Genomic DNA, 22,307 nt, shown 5'->3' with positions numbered 1-22,307 from the left:
AATCTATTGAGGCTCTCGCTCTAAAGCGAGTGACCGGTTATTGCGGTACGCCCCGGAGCCGCTGCTGAATCCTCAACAGGAATCCGGCTTCGAAGGCATCCTGGCAGTCACCGACAGGAAAGGTCTTGCGGGTTTGCGCCAGCGCCCACCACAGGGGAACCTCGCCGGGCGTATCAAGCCAAGCCTGAGCACATTGCACGCCACGTTCGATCATCGAGGCAAACTCGTTGCCCCAAGGTGTCAGAAGACTTGGGCAACCATCCACCGCAGGAATTGAAATGTAGTTTTCGTCCATACACACCCTAGATTTCTGAATTATTGTTAGACAAGGAGTACAGCTTCGAAAAGCTTAACGAAGCCAAATGAACGCTCGATAACAGGCATGAGCATCAAATGGCCTAGATCAATGCCAATGTAGACTATATCCCGTGGATTGAGAGTCCCTCAAGGCGCAATTTGCGCGCATGACTCAAGACTACGAACAGCTTCGTCTGCAGCTGGCGGAAAACATCCGCTTGATGCGACGCGTGAAAAACCTTACCCAAGAGCAGCTGGCGCTCATGGCCGAGGTGGATCGCACCTACGTCAGTCAAATCGAACGATGCACGGGCAACCCGTCGCTATTGGTCCTGTGCAAGCTCGCCAATATTTTCGAAATTACCGCAGATCAGTTACTTGTGGAACCCGATATCCTGCGCAGCGCCCTTCACGTCAAATAATAGTCTCACATTTCACAAACCCGATAGATCCGCCTTCATAATCTCCACTGACAGTCTTCAATCCCTAACCGAACCTGACCAGGCCATACACCAAGAGCCTGGATCATGCCTGCTGCCTGCTCGTCAATCCCACCCACAAAGCTAAGGCCCTTGGCGCTGAGCCTCCTGCTGGCGTGCGGCCCTAGCATGGCGCTGGACACCGGCAGCATCACGTCTTCTGTGTTGTCGCCGAATTGCCTTGCATACAGGGTCGTCGGTATTTGTTTCTGGCTCCTGTGCACACCCTTAGGCTGCAAGGTCAAAACCTCGACCAAGGTACGCCATTTCATTCCTGAACTCGTGGTCTCGAGCTACGCCACCACCGGCAATAATCCCTGGACCGAGATGACCACCCTTTCCTCTCCCATCAGCGGTGCGGAAGGTGGCGGCAACCTGATCACCCCGAACACCCACCGCGACAACCTACCCCGCTTCAAGAACGTCGATGGCATCGGCCATCCCGGTGGCTGGGTCGCAACGCAACTGGCTTCGCAATCCGGCTATGCCTGCGCCAGCGGTGCAACGGCATTCATGCCCTACTACTTGAGCACCCTGGACTCACTGGCCTGGCGCCATGGCATCCCGGAAAGTCTTTACCCCGAGTCGCTCATGCCGGGGATCCGTGAAATCGGACGTCAGGCTTCGGGAAACATGTGGGGCAACGTCTATCCCCGGCAGGGCTTTCTGGTACAGCCCGACGACTTCAAGGCCGCCGCAGTCATGGCGCAACGGGCCGGCGATGTGACTACCAGCAACTGGCAACCGCATGTGTATGTACCGCTCACGCCCGCCAAACGCGACGGCTACTGGCCGCCTCGCCCGATCGTTGAAAACGACGCTTCAACCCACAAATGGCAATTGCTCTACCCTCAGGTTCAGCCCACGTGCGCCATCTTCCCCAGTGATCCGGTACAGAGCTCGGATGGCGGCTACGCCTGGTCGTTGTGGCGTCCCTACAGCTGCTGCAAGCGCGAGGGGCAGACCTTTCTGTTCAGCATCGACTTCGAAGGCGGTGCTTCATGAGTCGGCTTCTCGGACGACCATGGTTGGGCGTGACGAGTCTGTTGCTCTGCGGGCTGCTCACCATGGCCACGCATGCCGACGCCGCCGAAGGTGACTACCGCCTGGGCACTCAAGGCGAAGTACTCGACGACCGAGTGATGTACACCATTGGTGGCGGCTCGGCGGTCGGCTCACCGAGTTCGCTCTACCGACCCAGTGGTCTTGGTGTCGGCGGGTCATGGCGAGCGAACATGATGTGCGGAAACATGAGCCTCACCAACACCCTGCAAAACCAACTGAATGGCGTGACCGAAGGTTTCCAGCAGATCATGGGCAGCATCGTGCAGAACGCGACCCAAGCGGTAATGTCGCTGCCGGCGTTAATCATCCAGCGTGCCAATCCTGGCCTCTATGAGTTGCTGAGTAACGGGGTGATGCAAGGTCGTATCGACTTCGACCGCTCCAAGCTGACCTGCCAAGCCATGGCCGAAAAGATGGCGGACAAGGTCGGTCAGGCCGGCTGGGGCTCGCTGGCCAAGAACCAAGAAATGCAGGGCAATCTGGAGCAAACCGGCGGCGATGCGGTGGCCGCGGTGAAAAACACCGAGGCCCATAACGGCAACAATGGGGTGTCCTGGGTCGGCGGCTCAAAGGCCGGAGGTAATGGGCAGACGCCCATTCGGGTGACCTCCGACGTAGTGCGCGCGGGCTACAACTTGCTGCATAACCGGACGGTGGATGACAGTGCGTCAATCAGTAGCAGCGACTGTTTGGGTGGGGCCATTTGCCAGACCTGGGCTTCGCCCCAGGAGGAGTCCGAATGGGCCGTTCGCGTGCTGGGTGAGAGCGAAGTCGCGACTTGCGACACCTGCGAAACCCTGCGTGCGACCGCTGGCAGCGGATTGACGCCGCTGATCCAGGAGGCCTACAGCGAACGTCTAAAGGCCCTGCAAGGGCTGCTGTCCGGCTCACTGTCGCCTACCCCCGACAACCTGGCTAAAGCCTCCAGCCCAATGCTGCCGGTGACCCGTGCTGTGATCGAAGCCTTGCGCGACGATCCCGACCAGGATCTGTTGGCACGGCGCCTGGCCAGTGAGACGGCCTTGTCCAGCGTACTCGACAAGGCACTGCTGCTACTGCGCACCCTGCTGGCGGGTAGTCACGAGCCGAACATCGCCGCCGTCGAGCCGGCCCAAACCGCCTTGACGAAAAATATCGACGCCCTGGAGCGCGAAATCCGCCTGCTGCAGACGGAACTGCAGGTCCGGCAGATGCTCGCCACCAATACCGCCAGCCTGGTACTCGACCGGCATGCCGGTGGCGCCGATGCTTCGCGCACCGTCGAGCAAGGCGACCCTGAGCCCGGTCGACTTAATGATGCTGACGCCAGGCACAAGTGAGCCATGAAACGCTCACCGCTATTCACTCTGCTTTCAGGTCTGGGGATTGCCGCGGTGATGATCCTCACCGCCGCACTGGTCGCCTGGATCGGCCGCACTGCGCTGGGTAGTTTCGAGGTCTGGCAGCAGGCATTCGAATCCGCACGACCCAATCTGCGGTGGTGGCGCGCCCTGCTCTACGCCGCCCTCTTTGCGCTCTGGTGGGATCTGCTTCGGCGCTACCGCCATCGACCACAGGATCGACTGCGCGTGAAACGCATCGGAGCATTAGGGCTCGTGCTCTTTACCTGCGTCGAACTCACCCGACTGTGAGGTCACCACCATGCTCATGAGCACCAACAGCTACCTGGAGTTTTACCTCTCTCTGCTGGCCTGGATCATCAACAACGGCCTTTGGAGTGTCCTGTCCGACACTGGGCTATTCGCGGCGCCGTTCGGTGCGATTATCCTCCAGGAATGGCTGTCAGCCTGTCAGCAAGGCGCGGATGAAGGCAACAAGGGACTGCTCTCGGTACCGCGGATCGAGAACCGGTTGTGGCTGGCCTACATCGTCGTCTTGTTCGGCTGCGCGCCGATCTTTCCGTTGAGCCTCTCGTCAATGGCGTTCGATGATGCGGCGAGCCAGCGCTGCGGCGTGAGTGTGGCCAAGCCAGCGGAAACCGCCTGGGGGACGACCTTCAATACCATTGGCGAACGCTCCGCCAACGTACCTATCTGGTGGTTTCTGGTGCATGCCTTGAGCAAAGGCGTGACCGCAGCGGCCACCGCCTCCATTCCCTGCGCACCGGACATCCGGCAGATGCGCATGGAGATCGACAGCTCGCGCATCGACAGTCAGGTACTGCTGCAGGAAGTTGCCGACTTCACTCGCGATTGCTATGGCTACTCCCGTTCTCGGTTGTTTACCAATCGCCCGCAGTTAGACAAGGCACAAAGTCACGACGCGTCCTGGATCGGCTCAAGCTATCTTCTCGACACACCCGGCTACTACGATATGGATCGCTCACGCACACCGAGAGTCAACTGGCCGTATGACGACAACCGCGACGTTTCCTTGCCGCGGCTGGAGAATGGCGCGGGCTACCCCACCTGCAAGCAGTGGTGGAGCGACAGTGGTGTCGGGCTACGCGAGCGCTTGATCGAGCAGGTCGATCCTTCGCTGCTGACTCAGCTGAAAGGTTGGTTGACTGGGCGTTCGAGCAACGAGATCGAAGACGCCACCCTGCGCGAGCTGGTCAGCCCGCGCCAGCAATCGATGTCCATGTCGCCCGGACAGGTGTATCAGGACTACGGCTCCAGCGCTCGTGGCGGTTCGATCAATCAGGGGCTCAATAACCTAGCCACCAATACCGGGTTGGCCCTAGGTTCCTTCAGCAACTTCCCGGCAATGAATGCATTACGCGCCGCCTTGCCGATGGTGCAGGCGTTCCTGATCATGGGCGTCATCATCAGCTTGCCGTTGATCTTGCTGGTCAGTACCTACCAGCTAAAGACCGTCATGACGGTGACGTTCGCGCTGTTCACACTGCACATGCTGAGTTTCTGGTGGGAGTTGGCCCGCTGGGTCGACTCCAGCATGCTCGAGACCTTGTACAACCAGGTTTCGGCTTCCAATCAGGCGCTGTTGTCGCTGCCCACTTCCGGGTTTATGGATGGGACTGTCACCGCGCAGGTGATCGAGTACGTGATGGGGTCGATGTTCATCGTGCTACCGATGCTGTTTCTAGGGGCCATGAGTTGGGCAGGATATTCAGTCGGCACCGGGATTCAAGGTATGTTGGCGAACGGTAGCAAAGCCGCAAGTGATTCAGCGAGCAAAGGCACAGATCAAATATTGGGTGCTGCTAAGCGCTCAATTAGATGATTTGCTGTCGCCTATATAATGCCCATTGTCGTCGAAGTCACCAATGTAGAGATCAGCACCTAGGTAGTCTGGCCCTGGACTTTCCTCTTGATGATCGGAACCAACAAAAGCCCTGAACCAAAGCAAAGTGATGACAGCCAGCATCATCACAAAAAAAGTAACCAGCCAAACACTGACAAAGAGCAATCCTCCGATCAATGCCAGTTTGGCAGCCAGAAAACTCCCGCGAACAAGTAATTTACCTGCGGGCATACCTACCGTCTCCGCACGCTCAACCACGCGGAATTCAAAGGTTTTCAACCTACGGTAACCACGCTTCACCGACATACCACAGACGTACGCCCAGCGGTGGGCACGTGAACTCTGAACAGGTTGCTGAATCGGCATGGTCTCGCCCTCTTCCGAGCGTTTTCATGGTTGAGACAGGAGTAATAGCGTACTACTTAAATTGGCCCGTGCCTGACCGTTTATCAGTTTGCCCCAGCCGAAAAATCTTCGCTGGAAGACAGAAGACAATCTCCGTGAAACAGCGTCTCTACAGTCATTGACACATACAAATCGTCCGGTTAAATACAAGGTACGGATCGCTGTTATCGACAGCACTTTCCCAGGTAGCCAGAACCTTCAAGGCTACGTCACTTCAATGATGGTTCTCCCCAAGTGCGATTAGCGTTCGGTGGCTCGCACAGTGACCGTTGGTACGGTGATGAACGCCTACTGCTCTCCTGAACGCCTTTCGAGCGCTGCTCGTGAGATAAGCCCTCTTGTTTTTCTTTAACCCACGGCGGGGGAATCTTTCCCCGCACGGGACAGGTTTCTTCGCGTTTTCAACGGAGACATACCATGCCCGACTCACTGACACCGAAAACACTGAACGCCCTTCGGCTGCCCATTGTGTTCACCCCTCGCGCGTGGCAACGCGCAGTACTGCTCGATCACTCAGATTACGCTGAGAAGCTGCAGGTCGATCGGCTGAGCCACGTATGACGCGCTCACCTGTCCTCTCCACACGAGCCCTATGTGCTGTTCGAGGTAGTCCACATTCAATCAACAGATCACTTAGACCACGACCCGTCGCTGCAATTGAGTCTCACCCTACTCCAAGAATTGGGTCAACCTGGCGCCTTGCTGATAGCGCTTGCAGAAGAGGCCAACGCTAAACGCAGATAACCCTATCTCGGCTCTCAAATCCACATTCGGACAACATGCAGGACCTGAATCAATCCAACCTATCACCCACCGGGGAACCCTCCCCGACGGGCAAGGCGTTCCTCCGTTTTCTCTCGAGGAAAATGCCATGCGCGATATCTACCAAGACGTGACTGACAAGATCGTTGCCGCTTTGGACCAAGGCGTTGCCCCCTGGATCAAACCCTGGTCCTCAAGTGGCTCAACTGACGTCGGTCATCATCAACCCTACCCCATCAACGCCATCACGCGTCGTCCGTATTCGGGCATCAACTTACCGTTGCTCTGGGCCGAGGCCAGGTTGCAGGGGTTCACTCAAGATCGTTGGCTGACCTTCAACCAAGCTAAAAAGGCCAGTGGGCACATCCGTAAGGGTGAGCACAGCACTCTGGCGGTGCTCTATAAGCCGATGGAGCGCGAGGAACAGACAGAGTCAGGCCAACCCGTACTCAATGAAAACGGTCAGCCCAAGGTCGCTCACTTCGGCATTGTCAGGACGCATTTTCTGTTCAACATCGAGCAAACGGAGGGGCTCGAAGCGCTCAATGAAACCCTGTTCGAGACGGAACCGAGTGATCCCTTCCAGGCCAACAGCTCTGCGGAAAATCTACTGTTACGTTCGGGTGCACAAATCGTTCATCGGCCTACCGACGAAGCCTTTTACCTTCCGGTTGGGGATCTCATCCAACTGCCGACAAAAGCGCAATTTCACGATGAAGGTGGGTACTACGCCACCGCACTGCACGAGCTGACGCACTGGACCGGGCATCACACTCGGTTGCAGCGCGAAGGCGTGACGTCATCCTGTCCGTTCGGCTCGCCAGGCTACGCGTTTGAGGAGTTGATCGCCGAAATGGGCGCGGCGTTTTTATGTGCCTACACCGGTATACAGGGAGAGCTGAGGCACGAGGGCTACATCGAGTACTGGCTCAGCCTGCTCAAGGCTGACAAGCGCGCAATCTTTCGTGCCAGTGGCCACGCCCGAAGCGCCTCGGAATATGTACTCAACTTGGAGCAGCAACTGAAACAGACGGTAATGGATGACTCGCAATGCATGAGCGATGGAGCTTAATCGTTACCTCTCCGCTGTAAACGCTTCACAGGGCCCAACGCGAGTTGAGCCCTTTTTTCTGCGCCCAGAAAAAGCCCCATCCCGCGGGGCTCTGAGGCAAAGAATCAGAGATGGGTAAACACCCGCAACCTGTCATGACGCATCCAGGTTCTGCGCCAGAAAATCCACTAGTTCAAGCGGACTCCGGCTGTCGATCACCTTGTAGATCAGATCGCGTTTACTGCGCGGCAACTTCTTGACCACGCTCTTCGCCGAAGCCCTGACAGCTTCGTCTGTCCCATGGATACGTGCCGCAAGCAGCAGCACGAGCGTGGCGTCAGTGAGGTTCATTGCAAGACCCAAAAAATATGCACCGCAGTGTACCGACTCTTTTCTTTTCCGTACTAGCCCCCAACAAAACGATGTCTAGAAGAATCAATATTTCCATTGCCGCACAAAGGGACACGAGCCAAAAGGACGGGAAAGGGTTGGAAGGGAATGGGGACTCAAGGGTAAGAGCTCTATCCGAAAAGGCTAAAAGGCCACTGACCCAGCCACTTCCCGGAGGTCGCGATGCTCAGTCTGTTTCGCCATAAAAGGCAGAAGCTCCCTCCGCCACCGACTGTGAACGTCGCCGAAGGTTACCTGCCCATCGAGTCAGCCCGCAGCTTGTTAGCCGCGGAGCACCGCCGCCAGTTGCTCGATCGCATCTGGCAGTACACCGCCCTCTCCCACGCGCAGTTCATCCAGCTCTATTTAAATCCGATCCATCGCTACGCCGAACAGGTCCAGCAACTCCCGGCCAGCGAGTCGCACCACCATGCGTATCTCGGCGGCATGCTCGACCATGGGCTGGAACTGGTCGCCTGTGGTTTGAAACTGCGTCAGTCGTATCTGCTTCCCACCGGCGCCGCGCCCGAAGATCAAGCCGCCCAGATTGATGCCTGGTCCGCCGGAATCGCTTATGGTGCCCTGCTGCATGACATCGGCAAAATCGCCGTGGACCTGCTGGTTGAACGCCAAGATGGCCGTCGTTGGCATCCTTGGCAGGGCCCGCTGGATCAGCCCTACCGTTTTCGTTACATCAAGGGGCGCGACTATCACTTGCACGGCGCCGCTGCAGGTTTGCTCTACACCCAGATTCTCGACCGGCCCATCCTCGATTGGCTCAGTGGATTTCCGTCGCTGTGGGCCAGCCTGCTGTATGTCCTGGCGGGCCAGTACGAACGTGCCGGCGTGCTCGGTGAGTTGGTGATGCAGGCCGACCGGGTCTCCACCGCACAGAACATTGGCGGTAACCCTAGCAAGGCGCTCCTAGCGCCGATTCATTCCCTGCAACATCACTTGATCAGCGGACTGCGTCATCTGGTTCAACACGAGCTGAAACTCAACCAGCCAGGTGCCGCGGGATGGTTGACCCAGGACGCGCTCTGGCTGGTCAGCAAGACCGTCACCGACAAATTGCGAGCCTATTTGCTGTCGCAATCGATTGAGGGCATTCCCTCGTCCAACATCGCGGTGTTCGACGAGCTGCAGTCGCATGGGCTGGCCGAGTCGACCCCGGAAGGCAAAGCCATTTGGACCGCTCTGGTTGCGCAGGGAAACTGGCAGCAGACCTTTACCTTTCTGCGCCTTCAACCGGCGTTGATCTGGGGGAACGAAGACAGGCCTGAGGCTTTCAGCGGAACGGTGAGTGTTGCAATCGATGCACCCCCGACTGATGCTCCTGTATCACTGCGAGCGTCCAAGTCAGTCAGTACGAGATCAACTCAAAGCCCATTGCAGCCCGAGCCACCGGAGATGGAGGATACCGACTACCTCGGAACGTTGCTGGATATGTTCGAATTGGCAGAACCCGAGGTCAGTGATGCGCCGTCAGAAAGCATTCTCGAAATCCCAACGCCCCTTTCGAGTAACCCTGGTCAGGTTTTTGTGAATTGGGTCAAGGAAGGCATCCAGAGCCACAAGTTGATCATCAACGACAGCAAGGCCAAGGTGCACACGGTGCGCGGTTCGGTGTTTCTAGTAACACCTGGTCTCTTCCAACGCTACGTTCAGGAGTTTCCTGGTATCTCACAGGGTGCCAATCAAGAAACTGAAGAGTGGCGCTGGGTGCAGAAGGAGTTCGAGAAACTGAAGATCCACAGGAAGCGAGGCAACGGCTTGAATATCTGGGCGTGCAAAGTGCAAGGTCCCAGGAAGAAAACGACCTTGAAGGGCTATCTGATTTCGGAGCCGACGTCACTTTTAGAATCGCTGCCGCCAGATAACCCTTTTCTCGTGCTTGATGATGGCTAACGACGCTAATCACATCCTTCAGACGTTTGTTGTACTCGCGCCGCAATCCTTGCTTCCTATTTGCCTCCCTGTTCGAGGCCTGTGTCACCGAATCTTGACGTTATCTGGGCTCACTCCAGACTGGAGCGAGCCCAGTGTGATCATGCAGGCACTTCCGCGGGACGGTCAGCGATGAACCCACGCTTGCGCCAAGTGACCCTAACGAATGATTGGAAATCAGCTTCACCACTCAGCTCAAGTTCATCGGCGTGATCGGTGACGATTATCTGGGGCATGATCCCAGTCGCTTCTTTCGTTTCCTGGCAAAACTCTACGAGCTTGTCGAACATATTGGTGACAGACCCGATGTCCTCATCAACCTTTTCCACCCGATCGGTGAGCTTCGCCAAGGCCAGGGCGTTAAAGCCCTGCTGCCCGTGGTCGATCTTAGCCGGAAAATAGACCTGCGTTGGTTGATCCAGAAATAGTATTGGGGGGATCTTGCACCCATCCTTGTGCTTAAGTGCAAATACCGAATGCAAAGCCAGGAATAGCGTCAGGTGCGAATACAGCCAATTCGCACCACTGCCCATAGAGCGAAGGTACAGGTTGCCCATCTCGACGCTTTCATGCCACAAGTCGAAATTTTCGAGATCAAATTTCAGGTTTATTGGCATATAAGCAGGCTCGAAATCAAAGCCAGCACCAATTCGCGCCATTTCATTATTAATTAAGTCGCTCAGGTCGCGCATTTTCCCGGGCACGTCATATCCATCCAAGATGGGTTTAAGCTCAGCCATCTTGGCTTCAATTGTTTTCCGCGTGCCTTCAAACTCTGACTTCGGTTTATTGGAGTAGTTTTCAATCTCCAATTCCAAGCGATGTTTCACTCGCAGCGCAATCTCATCGACCGTTTTACTCTTCTTAAGATCTTCAACCTGCTTCTCCAAGCGAGTAATTCTCGACTGGATACTAGACATAGTTTCTTTTTGGTCTGTGAGCTTCTTAGCTATCTTACCCTCCTCATCGCGCAAGCTCTCACGCGCATAGGAAGAAATTTCCTGCCCGGCGCGGCCAAAGTCGCGCAATTCGACAGCAAGACCGGCAAGGCACTGCGGGTGCTGCGCTTCGATAAGGACATCCTGCCGCCCGGCACGGTCATGAATGACCTGCGGGTGTTTGATCATCGCGTCTATATCACCGACGCCGACATTGGCGGCCTGATCATCCATAACCTGGACACCGGCAAAACCGTGCGCCGCTTGAGCAACCGCCCGATGCTGCGTCAGCCCGTGGACAGCCCCTTGCTGGCAACCCATGGCCGCCTGTATGAGGACGAGCACGGCAAACGCCCGCAGGTGCACGCCAACATGCTGGAAATCACCCCGGATGGTCAGTGGCTGCTGTTCTCCACCCCCAGCAGCCCGATGTGGAAGATTCCACGCAAGCTGCTGGATGACCCGTCCGTCAGCGATGCCGAACTGGAACGGCATATTGTGAAGGCTTTCGACAAAGGCACTATCAACGGTACTTGCATCGACTCGCTCGGCAATCTGTACCTGGGCCTGGTCGAGTCGCGCAGCATCGGCATCGTTGCACCCGATGGTCGTACCGCAACGTTGATCCAGGATGACCGGCTGATCGGCCCGGATGCGCTGTTTATCGACGCCAACCGCCGCCTGCTGATCCCGGCCACGCAGGGCGAACTGCTGGCTAACTTCAACCGTGGCGTGAATGCGACTTCAGGCACCTTCAGTGTCTATTCAATGGCACTGCCGACGTTGGTGGAGGGCATCCCGCTAGGGCACTCAATGTCGTTCCAAAAGTAAATCCAAACTAACGCAGGCGCCTCTGACATAACCCGTCAAGGGCGTTCGGCTGAACGCATTTCATGGATCATGCGATACTCTGCGCCTCTTTCTTCAGAGCGCCTGACCTCGCCCATGAAAAAACCCTTCACGACCCTGGAAGATGTGGCCCTGGCGGCCAATATGTCCCGTGCGCAAACCTCCCGCGCCCTGCGTGGCGACCCCGGTGTGCGCGCCGAGACGCGTGAGCGCATTGCCGCGATTGCCGCCGAGCTCAACTATCGGCCAAACCTGGCCGCACGCAGCCTGGTATCCGCGCACTCCTCCATCGTCGGGTTGATCATTGGCGACCCGAGCAACCCTTTCCATATCCAGTTGGCCCAAGCCGTGGATCGCGCCCTGCTGGACCGTGGCTTCGAGCCCGTGACCACCCTGCGCTCGGCCGAGGACGGCTCGGCAGTGAACGAGACCGAGCGGCTGCTGCGCTTTCGGGCGGCAGGCGTGATCCTGATCGCGCCGCTGATCACGTCCAAAGCCATCAGCACCATCGCCGATAGCCTGCCGTGTGTGTACCTGGGCAGTCAGCGCGTGAACCATCCGCGAGTCACAGTGATTACCGTCGACGACAATGGAGGCGTCAGAACGGCCATGGAGCACCTGCTCTCCTTAGGCCACCGGCGTATCGCTCACCTGGGCGGTGGCAATGAAGCGTCTGCGCGGGAACGCACCAAGGCCTATTGCGAGGTGATGGAGGAAGCCGGGCTCGAACCGTTTTTCCTGCGCGGCACCCATGATGCGGCCTCGGGCCGACGCGGCGTCGACGCACTGTTCAGCGACGCCAACCCGCCGACGGCGATCTTCGCCTCCAATGACTTTCTCGCCCTGGGCGTACTTGATCGCCTCAAGGGCATGGGTTTGTCTGTGCCGGAGGATGTCTCCGTGGTAGGTTTTGACGATATTCCCAGCGCCGCGAACTCGGTGTTTTCCCTGTCGACCCTGCGCCAGGATATCCACGCCCAGGCGCAAACAGCCGTTGATTCCCTTGAGGCAATGATTGCCAACGGCGCCAAGCGCATACGTCGCCACGTGATGCCGGTGGAGCTGGTTCTGCGCCATTCCTGCGGCCCCGCAAAAGCGTCCTGACCTGCACACCCGGGGCGTTTCGCGCTCGGGGCGGATTGACGCGACATTGTGTCGCGGCCTAGAATCGCCGCCTGCCAGCACACGGAGCAGTCTTCTGCCCAGCGGTTGCTGGTTTTTTTTCGTCACAAAATGAGAACGCTCTCTTTTTCAGGTAGCGTTTATTTTTTCATAGAAAATGAGAGCGCTCTCTAAGCGTGCCATGTTGCACGCAAACCCAGCGCCGATCGCCGTACCTGAGAAGGAGTAAAGATGGATCGTCGAAGTGTGTTGAAAGCCGGCATGGTGCTGATCAGCACCAGTGTGGCTGCCTCGATTTTTCGACCTGCCGGTGCAGCGCTGCGGGTCCTCAACGGTGGCACCAAGTGGCTGGCAAAAGAAACCTTGCCGCCCTCCCCGGTTGACCCGACAAAACGCATGTTCCTGACCGACAAAGAATTCGCCCAGGTCACGGCCATTTTCGACCGCCTGATCCCGGCGGATGACATCAGCGTCAGTGCTTCGCAAGCTGGCTGTGTGGTGTTTATCGATCACCAACTGGTCACGCCCTGGGCCGCCGGTGCGTTGCGTTACCTGAGTGGCCCGGAAGAAAAAGGCAGCGACACCCAGGGCAACCAGTCGCTGAGAACCCCGGCGTATCTCTACCGCAAGGGCCTGGCCGAGCTGGACGCGTACTGCCACGCCCACCTGGGCAACAGCTTCGAGGCCCTGAGCGCCGAACAGCAGGATGAGCTGCTTGAACATATGGAAAGCGGCGACGTGCAGCTGGCGTCCATACCCTCGAACGCGTTGTTCACGCAATTGCTGAGCAACGTGCAGGAAGGTTTCTTCGCCGACCCGATCTACGGCGGCAACAAGGACATGGCCGGTTGGAAAATGGTCGGTTTCCCTGGCGCCCGTTACGACTACCGCGACTACGTCAACCTTAAAGGCCAGAAGCTGGACATTATCCCGGTCAGCCTCATCGGCCGCATCTGAATCGAACTTCATCCCAATGACGCCGTATAGGCGCATGCCTGATCTGGAAAGCATTCATGAATTACACACGACCTAAAGCCGATGCAGTGATCGTCGGCCTGGGCTGGGCCGGCGCGTTGATGGCCGAAGAACTGACTCGCGCCGGCCTGAATGTGGTGGTGATCGAGCGTGGCCCGTGGGAGCAAACCCACCGCAATATGCCGCCTAGCATTGCCGCCGACGAATTGCGCTATGGCGCACGACGCGAGGCCTTGCGCCCGCCCAGCGTCGAAACCCTGACCTTTCGCAACAACCGCCATGAAAAAGCCCTGCCCGGCCGCGACATGAATAACTGGGTGGTCGGCTACAGCGTGGGCGGTGCCGGCAAGCACTGGTCGGCCAACGCCTGGCGCTTCACCCCGGCGGACTTCACCATGGCCACGCGGGTCAAGGAACGCTACCCGCACATGAAGCTGCCTGAAGGTCTGATCGTGCAGGATTGGGGTGTGACCTACGAAGAGCTGGAACCGCACTACGATCGCTGGGAAAAAATCTCCGGCATCTCCGGCAAAGCCGGCGTATTGAATGGCCAGGTGCAACCCGGCGGCAACCCGTTTGAAGGTTCGCGCAGCTCGCAATACCCGACCCCGCCACTGGTGCGTTCGCGCTGGAATGACATCTTCCACCAGACTACCGAAAAAATGGGCCTGCACCCGTTTCCGATCCCCGCCGGCACCATCGGCGCAGCGTACACCAACCCGCTGGGGATCAATCTCGCGCCCTGCACCTACTGCGGTTTCTGCGGGTTCTACGGCTGCGGTAATTGGTCCAAGTCATCGCCCAATGCCTGCGTGATCCCGGCGCTGATGACTCGGCCGAACTTCACCCTGCTCACCGAATGCACCGCGCTCAAGGCTGAGAAAGCTGCCGACGGCAAGACCGTTACCGGCGTGACCTTTCTTGATTCGGACAAGAACATCGGCTTCCAACCGGCCGATATCGTGGTGTTTGCCGCCTTCCAGTTCGACAACGTGCGCCTGATGCTGCTGTCCGAAGTCGGCACCCCGTATGATCCGCAAACACGCAAGGGCACCATCGGCCGAGCGTATAACTTCCAGACCATGTCCTATGGCTTCCTGTATTTCGAAAACGAATACATGAACCCCTTCATCTCCACCGGCGCCCTATCGACCCAGATCGATGACTACAACGGCGACAACTTCGACCACACCAACCTGGGTTTTCTGGGCGGCGCGGGCATCCAGGCACTGAGCGACCAGGCCACGCCCATGGGCATGACCGACCGCGTGCCGGCCGGCACAAAAATGTGGGGCTCGCAGTGGAAAAAAGCCTTCCAGCACAGCTACCAGAACTACGCCAAGATCCAGGGCCAGGGCACCTCTTACGCCCACGTCGAAAGCTACCTTTCGCTGGACCCGAACTACTCGGACGCTAACGGTCAGCCCTTGCTGCGCATGACCTTCGAGTACAACGAAAACGACCGCAAAATGGCGCGCTTCGTACGCGACCGGATTGCCGATATTTGCCGTGTAAGCGGGGCCAAGACCTGGGATGCGCAGGCGTTCCCGGATCAACCGTTCTCACCGTCACGCGCGTACGACAGCGGCCATACCATCGGCGGCGCGGCCATGGGCCTCGACCCGGCCACCTCGGCCCTCAACCGTTACCAGCAGAGCTGGGACGCCCACAACCTGTTCGTGATCGGAGCATCGTCGTTCCCGAACAATGCCGGCTACAACCCCACCGGCACCCTGAGCGCGCTGACCTTGTGGACCGCTCAAGCCATCATTAACGACTACCTGCGCCAACCTGGCCCGCTGACCCGCTGAGGAACACACCGTGAAAAAGCTCACCAAGCTCGCTGCGGTCGTTGCAGGCTGCGGCATCCTCGGCGCGGCCGGGTTTATCGGGTTTGCCATCTACGGCGAACACCGCACCTTTGCCCCCGTGCAGGCCGACAACAGCGGCCCTCTGCAAGGGCAGATAAAACGCGGTGAATATGTCGCCGCCATGGGCGACTGCATGGCCTGCCACACCGTACCGGGCGAGCCGCCGTACGCGGGTGGGTACGCGCTGGAAACGCCCTTCGGCATAATCAAGGCATCCAACATCACCAGCGACACCGAAACCGGCATCGGCCACTGGGACCTGGAGCGCTTCGACAAAGCGGTGCGCCACGGCATCGGTAGTCACGGTTATCTGTACCCGGCCATGCCGTACACCGCTTACGCCAAGATGACCGACCAGGACATCGCCGATCTGTGGGCGTACATGGGTACCGTCGCGCCGGTGAAGCAGAAGGTGGTGGAGAACGAACTGCCCTTTCCTTATAACCAGCGCGTGTTGCTGGCGGGATGGAACCTGCTGTTCTTTCGTGATCAGCCCTTTACGCCGGTGCCCGGGGTGACCGCCATCATCAACCGCGGCGACTACCTGGTCAACGGTCCCGGGCACTGCGCTGCCTGCCACACCGCCAAAAATGTCCTCGGTGGCGATGTCAGCGACGCGCTGCACGGCGGGACTTTGCAGGGCTGGCATGCGCCTGACCTGACCGGTAACCACAAGGTCGGCCTAGACCAGTGGACCACTGACGACATCGTCAGCTACCTGAAAACCGGCGCCAGCCGCCAGGGCGTGGCCTCCGGCCCAATGCAGGAAGCCGTGGAATATTCCACCCAACACCTGACCGATCCGGACCTCAAGGCCATTGCCGCCTACCTGCAGCAGTTGCCAGCCAGCCCAGCGCGCAACACAGCGGCTATCGCCGCAAGCGACCCGCAAATGGTTACCGGCAAGCGCGTGATGGAAAGCCAGTGCAACGCCTGCCACAACACCGATGGTTCAGGCGTGCGCCACATGATCCCCGCGCTGAGCGCCAGCGCCCAGGTAAACGCAGAAGACCCGGCCAACCTGCTGCACGTAGTTCTCAAGGGGGCCGAAGGCCCGGTCACCACAGGCAATCCGACTGGAGCCGGCATGCCGCGTTTCGACTGGCGCTTGCCGGACGACAACATCGCGGCGGTACTCACCTACATCCGCAACAGCTGGGGCAACAGCGCACCGCGCGTAACCCCGGACGATGTGAAACACGCGCGCACTCAACTCGATGCGCAGCCATGGTTGAACCATTAATAACAATAATTGCCGGCAGTAAGCGCTGCGCCCTGCCCGGCACCACCCTTGACCCAGGAAGACCCACCTATCATGGAATTCAAGCCTCTCCGCGCACTGCCACACGGATCTGCCACCGCCCTGCTGCTCTGCCTCTGTGCCACCAGTGGCACAGCCAGCGCCGACGCCTTTGGCGCCGAATCCCCCTGGATGACCGGCGACTGGGGCGGCCTGCGTACCGACCTGCTCAAGCTGGGCGTCGATATCAAGATGGGCTACCTCGGTGAAACCGCCACCAGCCTGCTCGGCGGCTACAGCCGCCACGAACACCCGACACGCTATTCGGACCAGTTCAACCTTGGCGCCGATATCGACCTGCAAAAGTTCATGGGTTGGGAAGACGCGCTCTTCAGCGTGGCGGTCTCCAACCGCAACGGGAAGGAACTCGGTGAAAAGACCGACGACCCGAGGGCGCGCGGCATGGGGTCAACCCAGGAAATCAATGGTCGCGGCAGCGTCACACGCTTGGGTGAACTGTGGCTGAGCAAAGGTTGGCTCAACGATCGTATCAACCTCAAGGCCGGCCGCTTTGCGGTGAGCGACGAGTTTGCCGCCGAAGATTGCGTGTTCCAGAACCTGGCCTTCTGCGGTTCGCAGCCGGGCAACTACGTCGACAGCATCTACAACGGTCCCATCAGCCAATGGGCGGCACGCCTGCGCTATCGCTTGAGCGATGAGGTATATGCACAGGTCGGCGCGTTCAACGTCAACCCGTCCAACCTGGAAAACGGCAACGGATTCAAGCTCAACACCGCCGGTACCAGGGGCACGCTGGTGCCGGTGGAGTTGGTGTGGACACCCCGCGTCAACGACCTGCCGGGCGAATACCGCATCGGTTACTTTCGCAGCACGGCAGATGGCACAGACCTCTACAAAGATGACGCCAGCCAGCCCGCCGCGCTGACCGGCAACGACTACCGCAGCGTTTCAAGCCGCCACGGTTACTGGTGGGTGGGCAAGCAGCAGGTCACCTCGGTGGACGGCGACCCGTCGCGCGGCATGACCCTGACTGCCAGCGTATCGTTCTACGACCGCGCGACCACTCCCGTCGACAGCTACCAGAAAATCAGCGCACTCTACAAAGGCCCGTTTGATGCACGCCCCAAGGATGCCCTGGGTTTCGGCGTGGCCCGCGTGCATGCCAGCTCACACCTGCTGCGCAATGCGCAAACGGCCAATCAAGCCAGTGGCTTGGGCTATGACGCGACTGGCTACGTGCCAGAGCAACACAGCATGTACGTCGCAGAACTCAACTACCGCGTGCAAGCCACCCGCTGGCTGAGTGCGATGCCAAACCTGCAGTACATCAAGCACCCTGACGGCGTGCGCGAAGTGCCGAATTCGCTGGTGTTTGGCATGGAAGTGCAAACCCTGTTCTGACCTCGTGCAGGGTGCGATCAACCGCGCCCTTACGATCAGGTGAAGTCATCCGCGGCCTTGTCGTGACCTTGCCCAGCGCGTGGATTCCATTGGAACCCCGACCGGGCCACCACTCCCGCCTTCAGGCGTTGATCGTCGCCATAGTCTTCACGCGGGTGAAAAAACAGCGGTTCAACCTCATCAATAACCTCGAGCACCTGCTTGTACCTCTGCAGGTAAATAATGCGTTGTTCCTCAGACACATTGCCCGGCATCCAGGCAACGTAGGGTGGCAACACGTCAAACCCCAGGTAGCGAAATATCCCGTTGTGGATCGGCCAGAGAATATGGGTCATGCAGCCATCGATCCCATCGGGCTGATATAGGCTTTCGGCGGTGCCGGTGGTGACGCAGACCATGGCTTTGCGGCCGTTGAACTTGCCGTTGTCGTATTTCTCACCGGACGCGTACGCAAAGCCACGGGTCATGGTGCGGTCGACCCAGCCTTTGAGCACGGCTGGCATTGAGAACCACCAGATCGGGAACTGGAAAATCAATAGATCACACCAAAGCACCTTTGCCTGCTCCTGTTCCACATCAAAGGTCGGGCGGCCTTGGATGAACATGTGCTCCTGTTCAGCAGGGAGATTCAGAAACTCTGTGTTCACCCGCGGCGTGGTGATATCGGCGCCGTCGAGGGGCGCCTTCCATTCCAGTGCGTAAAGATCACTCACTTGAACCTTGTGTCCCTGGGCCGTCAGGGTTTCACTCGCCAGGTCTTTCAGTGCACCATTGAAGGAACGAGGTTCCGGGTGGGCATACACAATCAGGACATTCATCTGCATTTCCTCAAGACCAATGATGCCTGTGATTCTTACGCCTGACCCCGAGCACGACAAATCATCATTTTTAGCCGTATGAAAGAGAAAAACTGCGCCATGAAACCTGAAGTCCCCCTCAAGGCCATCGCCTGCTTCGACGCAGTCATGCGCACCGGCAGTGCAGCCCTGGCTGCCGAGCAGATGTTTGTCACCCCGGGTGCCGTGGCGCAGCAGATCCGTAAGCTTGAGGGTTGGCTGGGCGTGTCGTTGTTCACTCGCACCGTGCGCAAGCTGAATCCTACTCAGGAAGCGTTGGCCTACTGGAAACAGGTGCAGCCCGCACTTCAGACGCTGGAGAACACCAGCCTTGCGCTGCGTCACCGGCAGGGCCAGGAAGTGCGCCTTAGCCTGCCACCCGCCTTTGCCAATTCGTGGTTCGCTCGGCGCATGCCGACACTCACTCGCCAGCACACTCAACTCAAGCTGCACCTGAGTGCGAGCACCGATCTGGTTGACGTCAACCACGATGGAGTTGACCTTGCCGTACGCCATTGCGATGGGAAGGTTCAAGGGTTGGTGGCCGAGTTGTTGCTGGCGGATGAGGTCCGGGTGTATTGCAGCCCGCTGTATCGCGAGCGCCTGCAGTTACGCTCGCTCGCCGACCTCACGCGCACGACGCTGCTGTACACCACGTCGCATGCGCACTGGCCCGCGTGGCTCGCACAGCTCGGTATGGCCGATGCACAAATGGCATCCGGCCTGCGTTTCGACCAGCCCGAACTCGCCATCGATGCGGCGCGGCGGGGTCAGGGAGTGGTGCTGACCAGTCCCTGGCTGGTCGAAGAGGCCGTGGAGCAGGGGCAACTGGAGCAGGTGTTCGAAGCAACCCTGTCCGTCGGCAAGGGTTACTATCTGGTTCACCGCGCTAGCGCGCCCTTGCGTGCACCCGTCGAGCAACTCCGGCAGTGGTTATTGCAATCGGCACTTAGTTGCTCGCCTCACGTGTAGCCCGGACCAACCCATTCAACCAGTCCTGATGGCCATTGATCATCGGGTTGGGCCTAGCCATGGCCAGTTCTACTGCCGGCTTACCCTTTTGGGTTTCCTGGGTGAGGACGCGTACGCGCCCCTGCGACAGGTCCTCGATGAGCCACGCATGATGAACATCCAGGCGGGTATCGCCCTCGCCCGCCCAACCATGCCAGGCAATCCGACCTGGCTGGCCGTCCGCCGGGGGGACGAATTCATTACACTGCGCTTCGACCGGGAACCCGAAGGTTTCAAAGTAGAAGCGCATACCGTCTTCTAGCTCAGGACCCACGCCGTCATGCAAGCGCACATTCGCCGAGTTGGCGTAGTAGCTCGGCCATTGCGACGCATGGCTCAACAACGGCCAGATATCCGCGGCGGCGAGGCCGGCGACGATGATTTCATTGGAGACAAAATTCTCGGTGAAGCCTGGCAGGTAGTCTTGCGGCCAGATGATCTCGTTCATGCTCAGTACTCAGTGGTAATGGACTGGCGCCATCGTCGGTATTATCGTGAAATAAAACCAATCGTCATCTTTTATGCAGAGCATCATGAATTCTGATATCAGACACCTCGACCTCAACCTGCTCAAAGCCCTCGATGCCTTGTTGGATGAGCGCAGCGTCACCCGCGCCGCCGAGCGCTTGTCGCTGACCCAGCCCGCCGTCAGCGGAATGCTCACTCGTTTGCGCGAAAGTTTCGGCGACCCTGCAACCCCAGGCATTTGACCCGCTCACGGCGACGATGACGGTTGCGCTGGCGTCCACCGACTACGCGTTGCGGGCGGTGGTGGTGCCTTTCCTGAGCGCACTGCGCGTACAGGCGCCGAATATCCGCATCGCGGTGCAACCCGTCGACCCGCAACAGCTGCCTGGCCAGTTGGACAGTGGGGCCATCGACTTGGCGCTGGTGACACCCGACAGCACCCCGCCCGGCCTGCATTCGGCGGCGCTGTTCGATGAGCGTTATGTGTGTGTGATGCGCGCCGATCACCCTGAATTACGGCATGAGGTACTGACCCTGGAGCGCTTTTGTGCGCTGGATCATGCGCTGGTCTCCCCCGCCGGTGGCGCCTTCGAAGGGGTAACCGATCACGCGCTCGCCCGTATCGGCCGATCACGGCGCGTGACGGTTTCGGTGACCAGCTTTCTGGTGCTACCGGAGATCCTGCGCACCAGCGACCTGATCGCCGTGGTACCCCGGCGCCTGGCGTTGCACGCCGATGGGCTGGTGTTGCGCGAACCGCCGCTGGACATTCCAGGTTTCAGCAAGACTGTGGCCTGGCATGAGCGCACCCATCACGACCCCGTTCACACTTGGTTACGCAGCCTGTTGGTGGACACCTGCCTGGCACTCGACTGAACGCCTTCAAGCGCTAAGCTGCGCCTTGACCTTACTGACGATAAACGCCCCGATAGGAATTGCCGACGTAGCCGCCGGCGACGGCGCGTTACACACGTTCACGCTCAGTTTGGTGTTCACAAACAGGAAGTCGTCAATCAACTTGCCGTTGTTCGACACAGCCTGGGCGCGGACACCAGCAGGATAGGGTTTCAAATCATCCTGGTTGATAGAAGGGAAGTATTTTTGCACCTGCTTGAGATAGCCGCGCTTGAAGATCGAGTTTCTCATCTCAATCAACCCAGGCTTAAAGTTGGCCTTGAGCACTTTCAACACACCGGGCGAGGTGAATATCTCGAACAAGACGCTACAGCCTTCGCAGGCATCCAAAACCGCGATATACGATACGAAATCCCGTATTTAGCGATCGGCACCCTGTACTATCATGGCGTGCCGTTTCGCTAATAACCCATCGAGCGTTCAAGAAGGGTTATATCCAATAAAAACAATAGGAGCCCACCATGACTACCCGCGCTGTTGCTCAAGCGTATCGGGCATACAGCCTCCGAGCTCTCGACAGCGGAACAGGCAGATGCGGATGAGCTGGCCGGTGAAGCTGTTACTGCATCGACGCAACAGTCACACGGGCAGCGGCCGATCCTGAATGACGCGCTTCATGACGAGCGTCGAGGTCAGCCGTTGCACATTGGGCAAGGCTGAGAGGCTCTCGTCGTACAGCCGCTGAAAAGCCGGCAGATCCTGGGTAATGACGTGAAGCAGATAGTCCGGCTCGCCGAACAACCGCTGAGCATCGATTACCTGAGGGATCTGCATCAGCGCTGCTTCAAACGCATGCACAGCAGATTTGTCGCCCTCGCGCAGGGTGACAAACACCATCGCAGAGAAATTGAGCCCCAGCGCTCCAGGGTCCAATTGAGCGCGATAGCCCATCAACACCCCGGATTCTTCCAACGCTCGCACGCGACGATGGCACGGCGACAGGCTAAGCCCTATCCGTTCAGCCAATTCCGTGACCGAGAGACGACCGTTTTTTTGCAACTCAGAAATAATCTTGCGATCAATCTCATCCATCTGGAAGATTCTCCCAATCCAGAGCGCT

At 58.7% G+C, this 22,307-nt stretch carries 24 protein-coding genes and 2 pseudogenes; 17 read left to right on the top strand and 9 right to left on the bottom strand.

Annotated features, from left to right (window positions below; translation table 11 throughout):
* Positions 1–37 precede the first annotated feature (37 nt).
* Positions 38–295 (bottom strand): LasR-specific antiactivator QslA, encoded by a 258-nt coding sequence (locus CXQ82_RS14815; protein ID WP_101270189.1) that lies wholly within the window; start codon positions 293–295, stop codon positions 38–40.
* A 169-nt stretch (positions 296–464) separates the two neighbouring features.
* Here CXQ82_RS14815 and CXQ82_RS14810 point away from each other — a divergent pair, with 169 nt between their 5' ends.
* Entirely contained in the window at positions 465–719 is a 255-nt protein-coding gene (locus CXQ82_RS14810) for a helix-turn-helix domain-containing protein (protein WP_003174132.1), read from the top strand.
* 35 nt (positions 720–754) lie between these two features.
* On the opposite strand, the gene CXQ82_RS31600 is transcribed toward CXQ82_RS14810, so the two are convergent.
* Positions 755–1,048, bottom strand: coding sequence for a hypothetical protein (locus tag CXQ82_RS31600; protein ID WP_256581951.1), 294 nt, complete (start codon positions 1,046–1,048; stop codon positions 755–757).
* Between CXQ82_RS31600 and CXQ82_RS14805 the strand changes: the two genes are divergently transcribed.
* Genes CXQ82_RS14805 through CXQ82_RS14790 form a run of 4 tightly spaced genes read left to right on the top strand, consistent with a single transcriptional unit; the run spans position 939 to position 5,024 of the window.
* Positions 939–1,781: a TIGR03756 family integrating conjugative element protein gene (locus CXQ82_RS14805; protein WP_256581939.1), complete on the top strand. Its 843-nt coding sequence runs from the start codon at positions 939–941 to the stop codon at positions 1,779–1,781. The genes CXQ82_RS31600 and CXQ82_RS14805 overlap by 110 nt on opposite strands.
* Positions 1,778–3,160 carry an integrating conjugative element protein gene (locus CXQ82_RS14800; RefSeq protein WP_101270185.1) on the top strand — a complete coding sequence of 461 codons (1,383 nt, stop codon included), beginning with the start codon at positions 1,778–1,780 and terminating at the stop codon, positions 3,158–3,160. The genes CXQ82_RS14805 and CXQ82_RS14800 overlap by 4 nt, the downstream gene beginning before the upstream one ends.
* A gap of 3 nt (positions 3,161–3,163) precedes the next feature.
* The gene (locus CXQ82_RS14795; protein ID WP_101270183.1) at positions 3,164–3,472 is read left to right on the top strand and encodes a hypothetical protein; all 309 of its coding nucleotides are present in this window, start codon (positions 3,164–3,166) and stop codon (positions 3,470–3,472) included.
* A 10-nt stretch (positions 3,473–3,482) separates the two neighbouring features.
* A complete protein-coding gene (locus tag CXQ82_RS14790) occupies positions 3,483–5,024 on the top strand; it encodes a conjugal transfer protein TraG N-terminal domain-containing protein (RefSeq protein WP_101270180.1) in 1,542 nt (513 codons plus the stop codon).
* Here the strand turns inward: CXQ82_RS14790 and CXQ82_RS14785 are convergent.
* The gene (locus tag CXQ82_RS14785; RefSeq protein ID WP_101270178.1) at positions 5,013–5,411 is read right to left on the bottom strand and encodes a DUF3742 family protein; all 399 of its coding nucleotides are present in this window, start codon (positions 5,409–5,411) and stop codon (positions 5,013–5,015) included. The two genes, CXQ82_RS14790 and CXQ82_RS14785, sit on opposite strands and share 12 nt — an antisense overlap.
* Positions 5,412–5,867: 456 nt before the next feature.
* Here CXQ82_RS14785 and CXQ82_RS31595 point away from each other — a divergent pair.
* Positions 5,868–6,194 (top strand): annotated as a pseudogene (locus CXQ82_RS31595) (hypothetical protein).
* 127 nt (positions 6,195–6,321) lie between these two features.
* Complete coding sequence (locus CXQ82_RS14775) at positions 6,322–7,284, top strand: ArdC family protein (protein WP_101270175.1); 963 nt, start codon at positions 6,322–6,324, stop codon at positions 7,282–7,284.
* Positions 7,285–7,416: 132 nt separating this feature from the next.
* Here the strand turns inward: CXQ82_RS14775 and CXQ82_RS14770 are convergent, their stop codons facing one another.
* Complete coding sequence (locus CXQ82_RS14770; protein ID WP_101273795.1) at positions 7,417–7,614, bottom strand: hypothetical protein; 198 nt, start codon at positions 7,612–7,614, stop codon at positions 7,417–7,419.
* A gap of 222 nt (positions 7,615–7,836) precedes the next feature.
* Between CXQ82_RS14770 and mobH the strand changes: the two genes are divergently transcribed.
* Positions 7,837–9,561 (top strand): MobH family relaxase, encoded by a 1,725-nt coding sequence (gene mobH / locus CXQ82_RS14765; protein ID WP_101270173.1) that lies wholly within the window; start codon positions 7,837–7,839, stop codon positions 9,559–9,561.
* 140 nt (positions 9,562–9,701) lie between these two features.
* On the opposite strand, the gene CXQ82_RS14760 is transcribed toward mobH, so the two are convergent.
* Complete coding sequence (locus tag CXQ82_RS14760) at positions 9,702–10,772, bottom strand: DUF3732 domain-containing protein (protein WP_256581929.1); 1,071 nt, start codon at positions 10,770–10,772, stop codon at positions 9,702–9,704.
* Here CXQ82_RS14760 and CXQ82_RS14755 point away from each other — a divergent pair.
* The 6 genes from CXQ82_RS14755 to CXQ82_RS14730 all read left to right on the top strand — a co-directional run bounded on the left by CXQ82_RS14755 (position 10,659) and on the right by CXQ82_RS14730 (position 18,017).
* A complete protein-coding gene (locus CXQ82_RS14755) occupies positions 10,659–11,369 on the top strand; it encodes a major royal jelly family protein (protein ID WP_256581928.1) in 711 nt (236 codons plus the stop codon). The genes CXQ82_RS14760 and CXQ82_RS14755 overlap by 114 nt on opposite strands.
* A gap of 114 nt (positions 11,370–11,483) precedes the next feature.
* Positions 11,484–12,491, top strand: coding sequence for a LacI family DNA-binding transcriptional regulator (locus tag CXQ82_RS14750; RefSeq protein WP_101270167.1), 1,008 nt, complete (start codon positions 11,484–11,486; stop codon positions 12,489–12,491).
* 249 nt (positions 12,492–12,740) lie between these two features.
* A complete protein-coding gene (locus CXQ82_RS14745) occupies positions 12,741–13,466 on the top strand; it encodes a gluconate 2-dehydrogenase subunit 3 family protein (protein WP_101270165.1) in 726 nt (241 codons plus the stop codon).
* 56 nt (positions 13,467–13,522) lie between these two features.
* Positions 13,523–15,295 (top strand): GMC family oxidoreductase, encoded by a 1,773-nt coding sequence (locus CXQ82_RS14740; RefSeq protein ID WP_101270163.1) that lies wholly within the window; start codon positions 13,523–13,525, stop codon positions 15,293–15,295.
* Between the two features lie 10 nt (positions 15,296–15,305).
* Positions 15,306–16,598: a cytochrome c gene (locus CXQ82_RS14735; RefSeq protein ID WP_101270161.1), complete on the top strand. Its 1,293-nt coding sequence runs from the start codon at positions 15,306–15,308 to the stop codon at positions 16,596–16,598.
* Positions 16,599–16,670: 72 nt separating this feature from the next.
* The gene (locus CXQ82_RS14730) at positions 16,671–18,017 is read left to right on the top strand and encodes a carbohydrate porin (RefSeq protein WP_101270159.1); all 1,347 of its coding nucleotides are present in this window, start codon (positions 16,671–16,673) and stop codon (positions 18,015–18,017) included.
* A gap of 35 nt (positions 18,018–18,052) precedes the next feature.
* Here CXQ82_RS14730 and CXQ82_RS14725 read toward each other — a convergent pair whose 3' ends face one another.
* Positions 18,053–18,835: an NAD(P)H-dependent oxidoreductase gene (locus CXQ82_RS14725; protein ID WP_101270157.1), complete on the bottom strand. Its 783-nt coding sequence runs from the start codon at positions 18,833–18,835 to the stop codon at positions 18,053–18,055.
* Between the two features lie 99 nt (positions 18,836–18,934).
* On the opposite strand from CXQ82_RS14725, the gene CXQ82_RS14720 reads away from it, so the two are divergent.
* Positions 18,935–19,825 carry a LysR substrate-binding domain-containing protein gene (locus tag CXQ82_RS14720; protein ID WP_256581927.1) on the top strand — a complete coding sequence of 297 codons (891 nt, stop codon included), beginning with the start codon at positions 18,935–18,937 and terminating at the stop codon, positions 19,823–19,825.
* Here the strand turns inward: CXQ82_RS14720 and CXQ82_RS14715 are convergent.
* Entirely contained in the window at positions 19,803–20,312 is a 510-nt protein-coding gene (locus CXQ82_RS14715) for a polyketide cyclase (RefSeq protein ID WP_101270152.1), read from the bottom strand. The two genes, CXQ82_RS14720 and CXQ82_RS14715, sit on opposite strands and share 23 nt — an antisense overlap.
* Positions 20,313–20,397: 85 nt before the next feature.
* Between CXQ82_RS14715 and CXQ82_RS31940 the strand changes: the two genes are divergently transcribed.
* Both CXQ82_RS31940 and CXQ82_RS14710 read left to right on the top strand, forming a co-directional pair.
* A complete protein-coding gene (locus CXQ82_RS31940) occupies positions 20,398–20,574 on the top strand; it encodes a LysR family transcriptional regulator (protein WP_218274444.1) in 177 nt (58 codons plus the stop codon).
* 16 nt (positions 20,575–20,590) lie between these two features.
* A complete protein-coding gene (locus CXQ82_RS14710) occupies positions 20,591–21,208 on the top strand; it encodes a LysR substrate-binding domain-containing protein (protein WP_218274443.1) in 618 nt (205 codons plus the stop codon).
* 6 nt (positions 21,209–21,214) lie between these two features.
* Here CXQ82_RS14710 and CXQ82_RS14705 read toward each other — a convergent pair.
* Positions 21,215–21,556, bottom strand: a pseudogene (locus CXQ82_RS14705) (L-2-hydroxyglutarate oxidase); the annotation flags it as partial.
* A gap of 270 nt (positions 21,557–21,826) precedes the next feature.
* Positions 21,827–22,279 carry an Lrp/AsnC family transcriptional regulator gene (locus CXQ82_RS14695; RefSeq protein ID WP_101273794.1) on the bottom strand — a complete coding sequence of 151 codons (453 nt, stop codon included), beginning with the start codon at positions 22,277–22,279 and terminating at the stop codon, positions 21,827–21,829.
* Between the last annotated feature and the right edge of the window lie 28 nt (positions 22,280–22,307).

This window comes from Pseudomonas sp. S09G 359 (genome assembly GCF_002843605.1).
Lineage (GTDB): Bacteria > Pseudomonadota > Gammaproteobacteria > Pseudomonadales > Pseudomonadaceae > Aquipseudomonas.
Note: the sequence above shows the minus strand (reverse complement) of the source record. Positions and strands in the feature narration are given on the sequence as shown.

Bases quoted from the DNA above. Each gene is read 5' to 3' on its own strand.
- CXQ82_RS14745 (WP_101270165.1), top strand. From the start codon at position 12,741: ATGGATCGTCGAAGTGTGTTGAAAGCCGGCATGGTGCTGATCAGCACC.
- CXQ82_RS14760 (WP_256581929.1), bottom strand. From the start codon at position 10,772: ATGGATGATCAGGCCGCCAATGTCGGCGTCGGTGATATAGACGCGATG.
- CXQ82_RS14695 (WP_101273794.1), bottom strand. From the start codon at position 22,279: ATGGATGAGATTGATCGCAAGATTATTTCTGAGTTGCAAAAAAACGGT.
- CXQ82_RS14800 (WP_101270185.1), top strand. From the start codon at position 1,778: ATGAGTCGGCTTCTCGGACGACCATGGTTGGGCGTGACGAGTCTGTTG.
- CXQ82_RS14775 (WP_101270175.1), top strand. From the start codon at position 6,322: ATGCGCGATATCTACCAAGACGTGACTGACAAGATCGTTGCCGCTTTG.
- CXQ82_RS14750 (WP_101270167.1), top strand. From the start codon at position 11,484: ATGAAAAAACCCTTCACGACCCTGGAAGATGTGGCCCTGGCGGCCAAT.
- CXQ82_RS31940 (WP_218274444.1), top strand. From the start codon at position 20,398: ATGAATTCTGATATCAGACACCTCGACCTCAACCTGCTCAAAGCCCTC.
- mobH (WP_101270173.1), top strand. From the start codon at position 7,837: ATGCTCAGTCTGTTTCGCCATAAAAGGCAGAAGCTCCCTCCGCCACCG.
- CXQ82_RS14740 (WP_101270163.1), top strand. From the start codon at position 13,523: ATGAATTACACACGACCTAAAGCCGATGCAGTGATCGTCGGCCTGGGC.
- CXQ82_RS14725 (WP_101270157.1), bottom strand. From the start codon at position 18,835: ATGAATGTCCTGATTGTGTATGCCCACCCGGAACCTCGTTCCTTCAAT.
- CXQ82_RS14815 (WP_101270189.1), bottom strand. From the start codon at position 295: ATGGACGAAAACTACATTTCAATTCCTGCGGTGGATGGTTGCCCAAGT.
- CXQ82_RS14720 (WP_256581927.1), top strand. From the start codon at position 18,935: ATGAAACCTGAAGTCCCCCTCAAGGCCATCGCCTGCTTCGACGCAGTC.
- CXQ82_RS14795 (WP_101270183.1), top strand. From the start codon at position 3,164: ATGAAACGCTCACCGCTATTCACTCTGCTTTCAGGTCTGGGGATTGCC.
- CXQ82_RS14810 (WP_003174132.1), top strand. From the start codon at position 465: ATGACTCAAGACTACGAACAGCTTCGTCTGCAGCTGGCGGAAAACATC.
- CXQ82_RS14715 (WP_101270152.1), bottom strand. From the start codon at position 20,312: ATGAACGAGATCATCTGGCCGCAAGACTACCTGCCAGGCTTCACCGAG.
- CXQ82_RS14710 (WP_218274443.1), top strand. From the start codon at position 20,591: ATGACGGTTGCGCTGGCGTCCACCGACTACGCGTTGCGGGCGGTGGTG.
- CXQ82_RS31600 (WP_256581951.1), bottom strand. From the start codon at position 1,048: ATGAAATGGCGTACCTTGGTCGAGGTTTTGACCTTGCAGCCTAAGGGT.
- CXQ82_RS14770 (WP_101273795.1), bottom strand. From the start codon at position 7,614: ATGAACCTCACTGACGCCACGCTCGTGCTGCTGCTTGCGGCACGTATC.
- CXQ82_RS14785 (WP_101270178.1), bottom strand. From the start codon at position 5,411: ATGCCGATTCAGCAACCTGTTCAGAGTTCACGTGCCCACCGCTGGGCG.
- CXQ82_RS14730 (WP_101270159.1), top strand. From the start codon at position 16,671: ATGGAATTCAAGCCTCTCCGCGCACTGCCACACGGATCTGCCACCGCC.
- CXQ82_RS14790 (WP_101270180.1), top strand. From the start codon at position 3,483: ATGCTCATGAGCACCAACAGCTACCTGGAGTTTTACCTCTCTCTGCTG.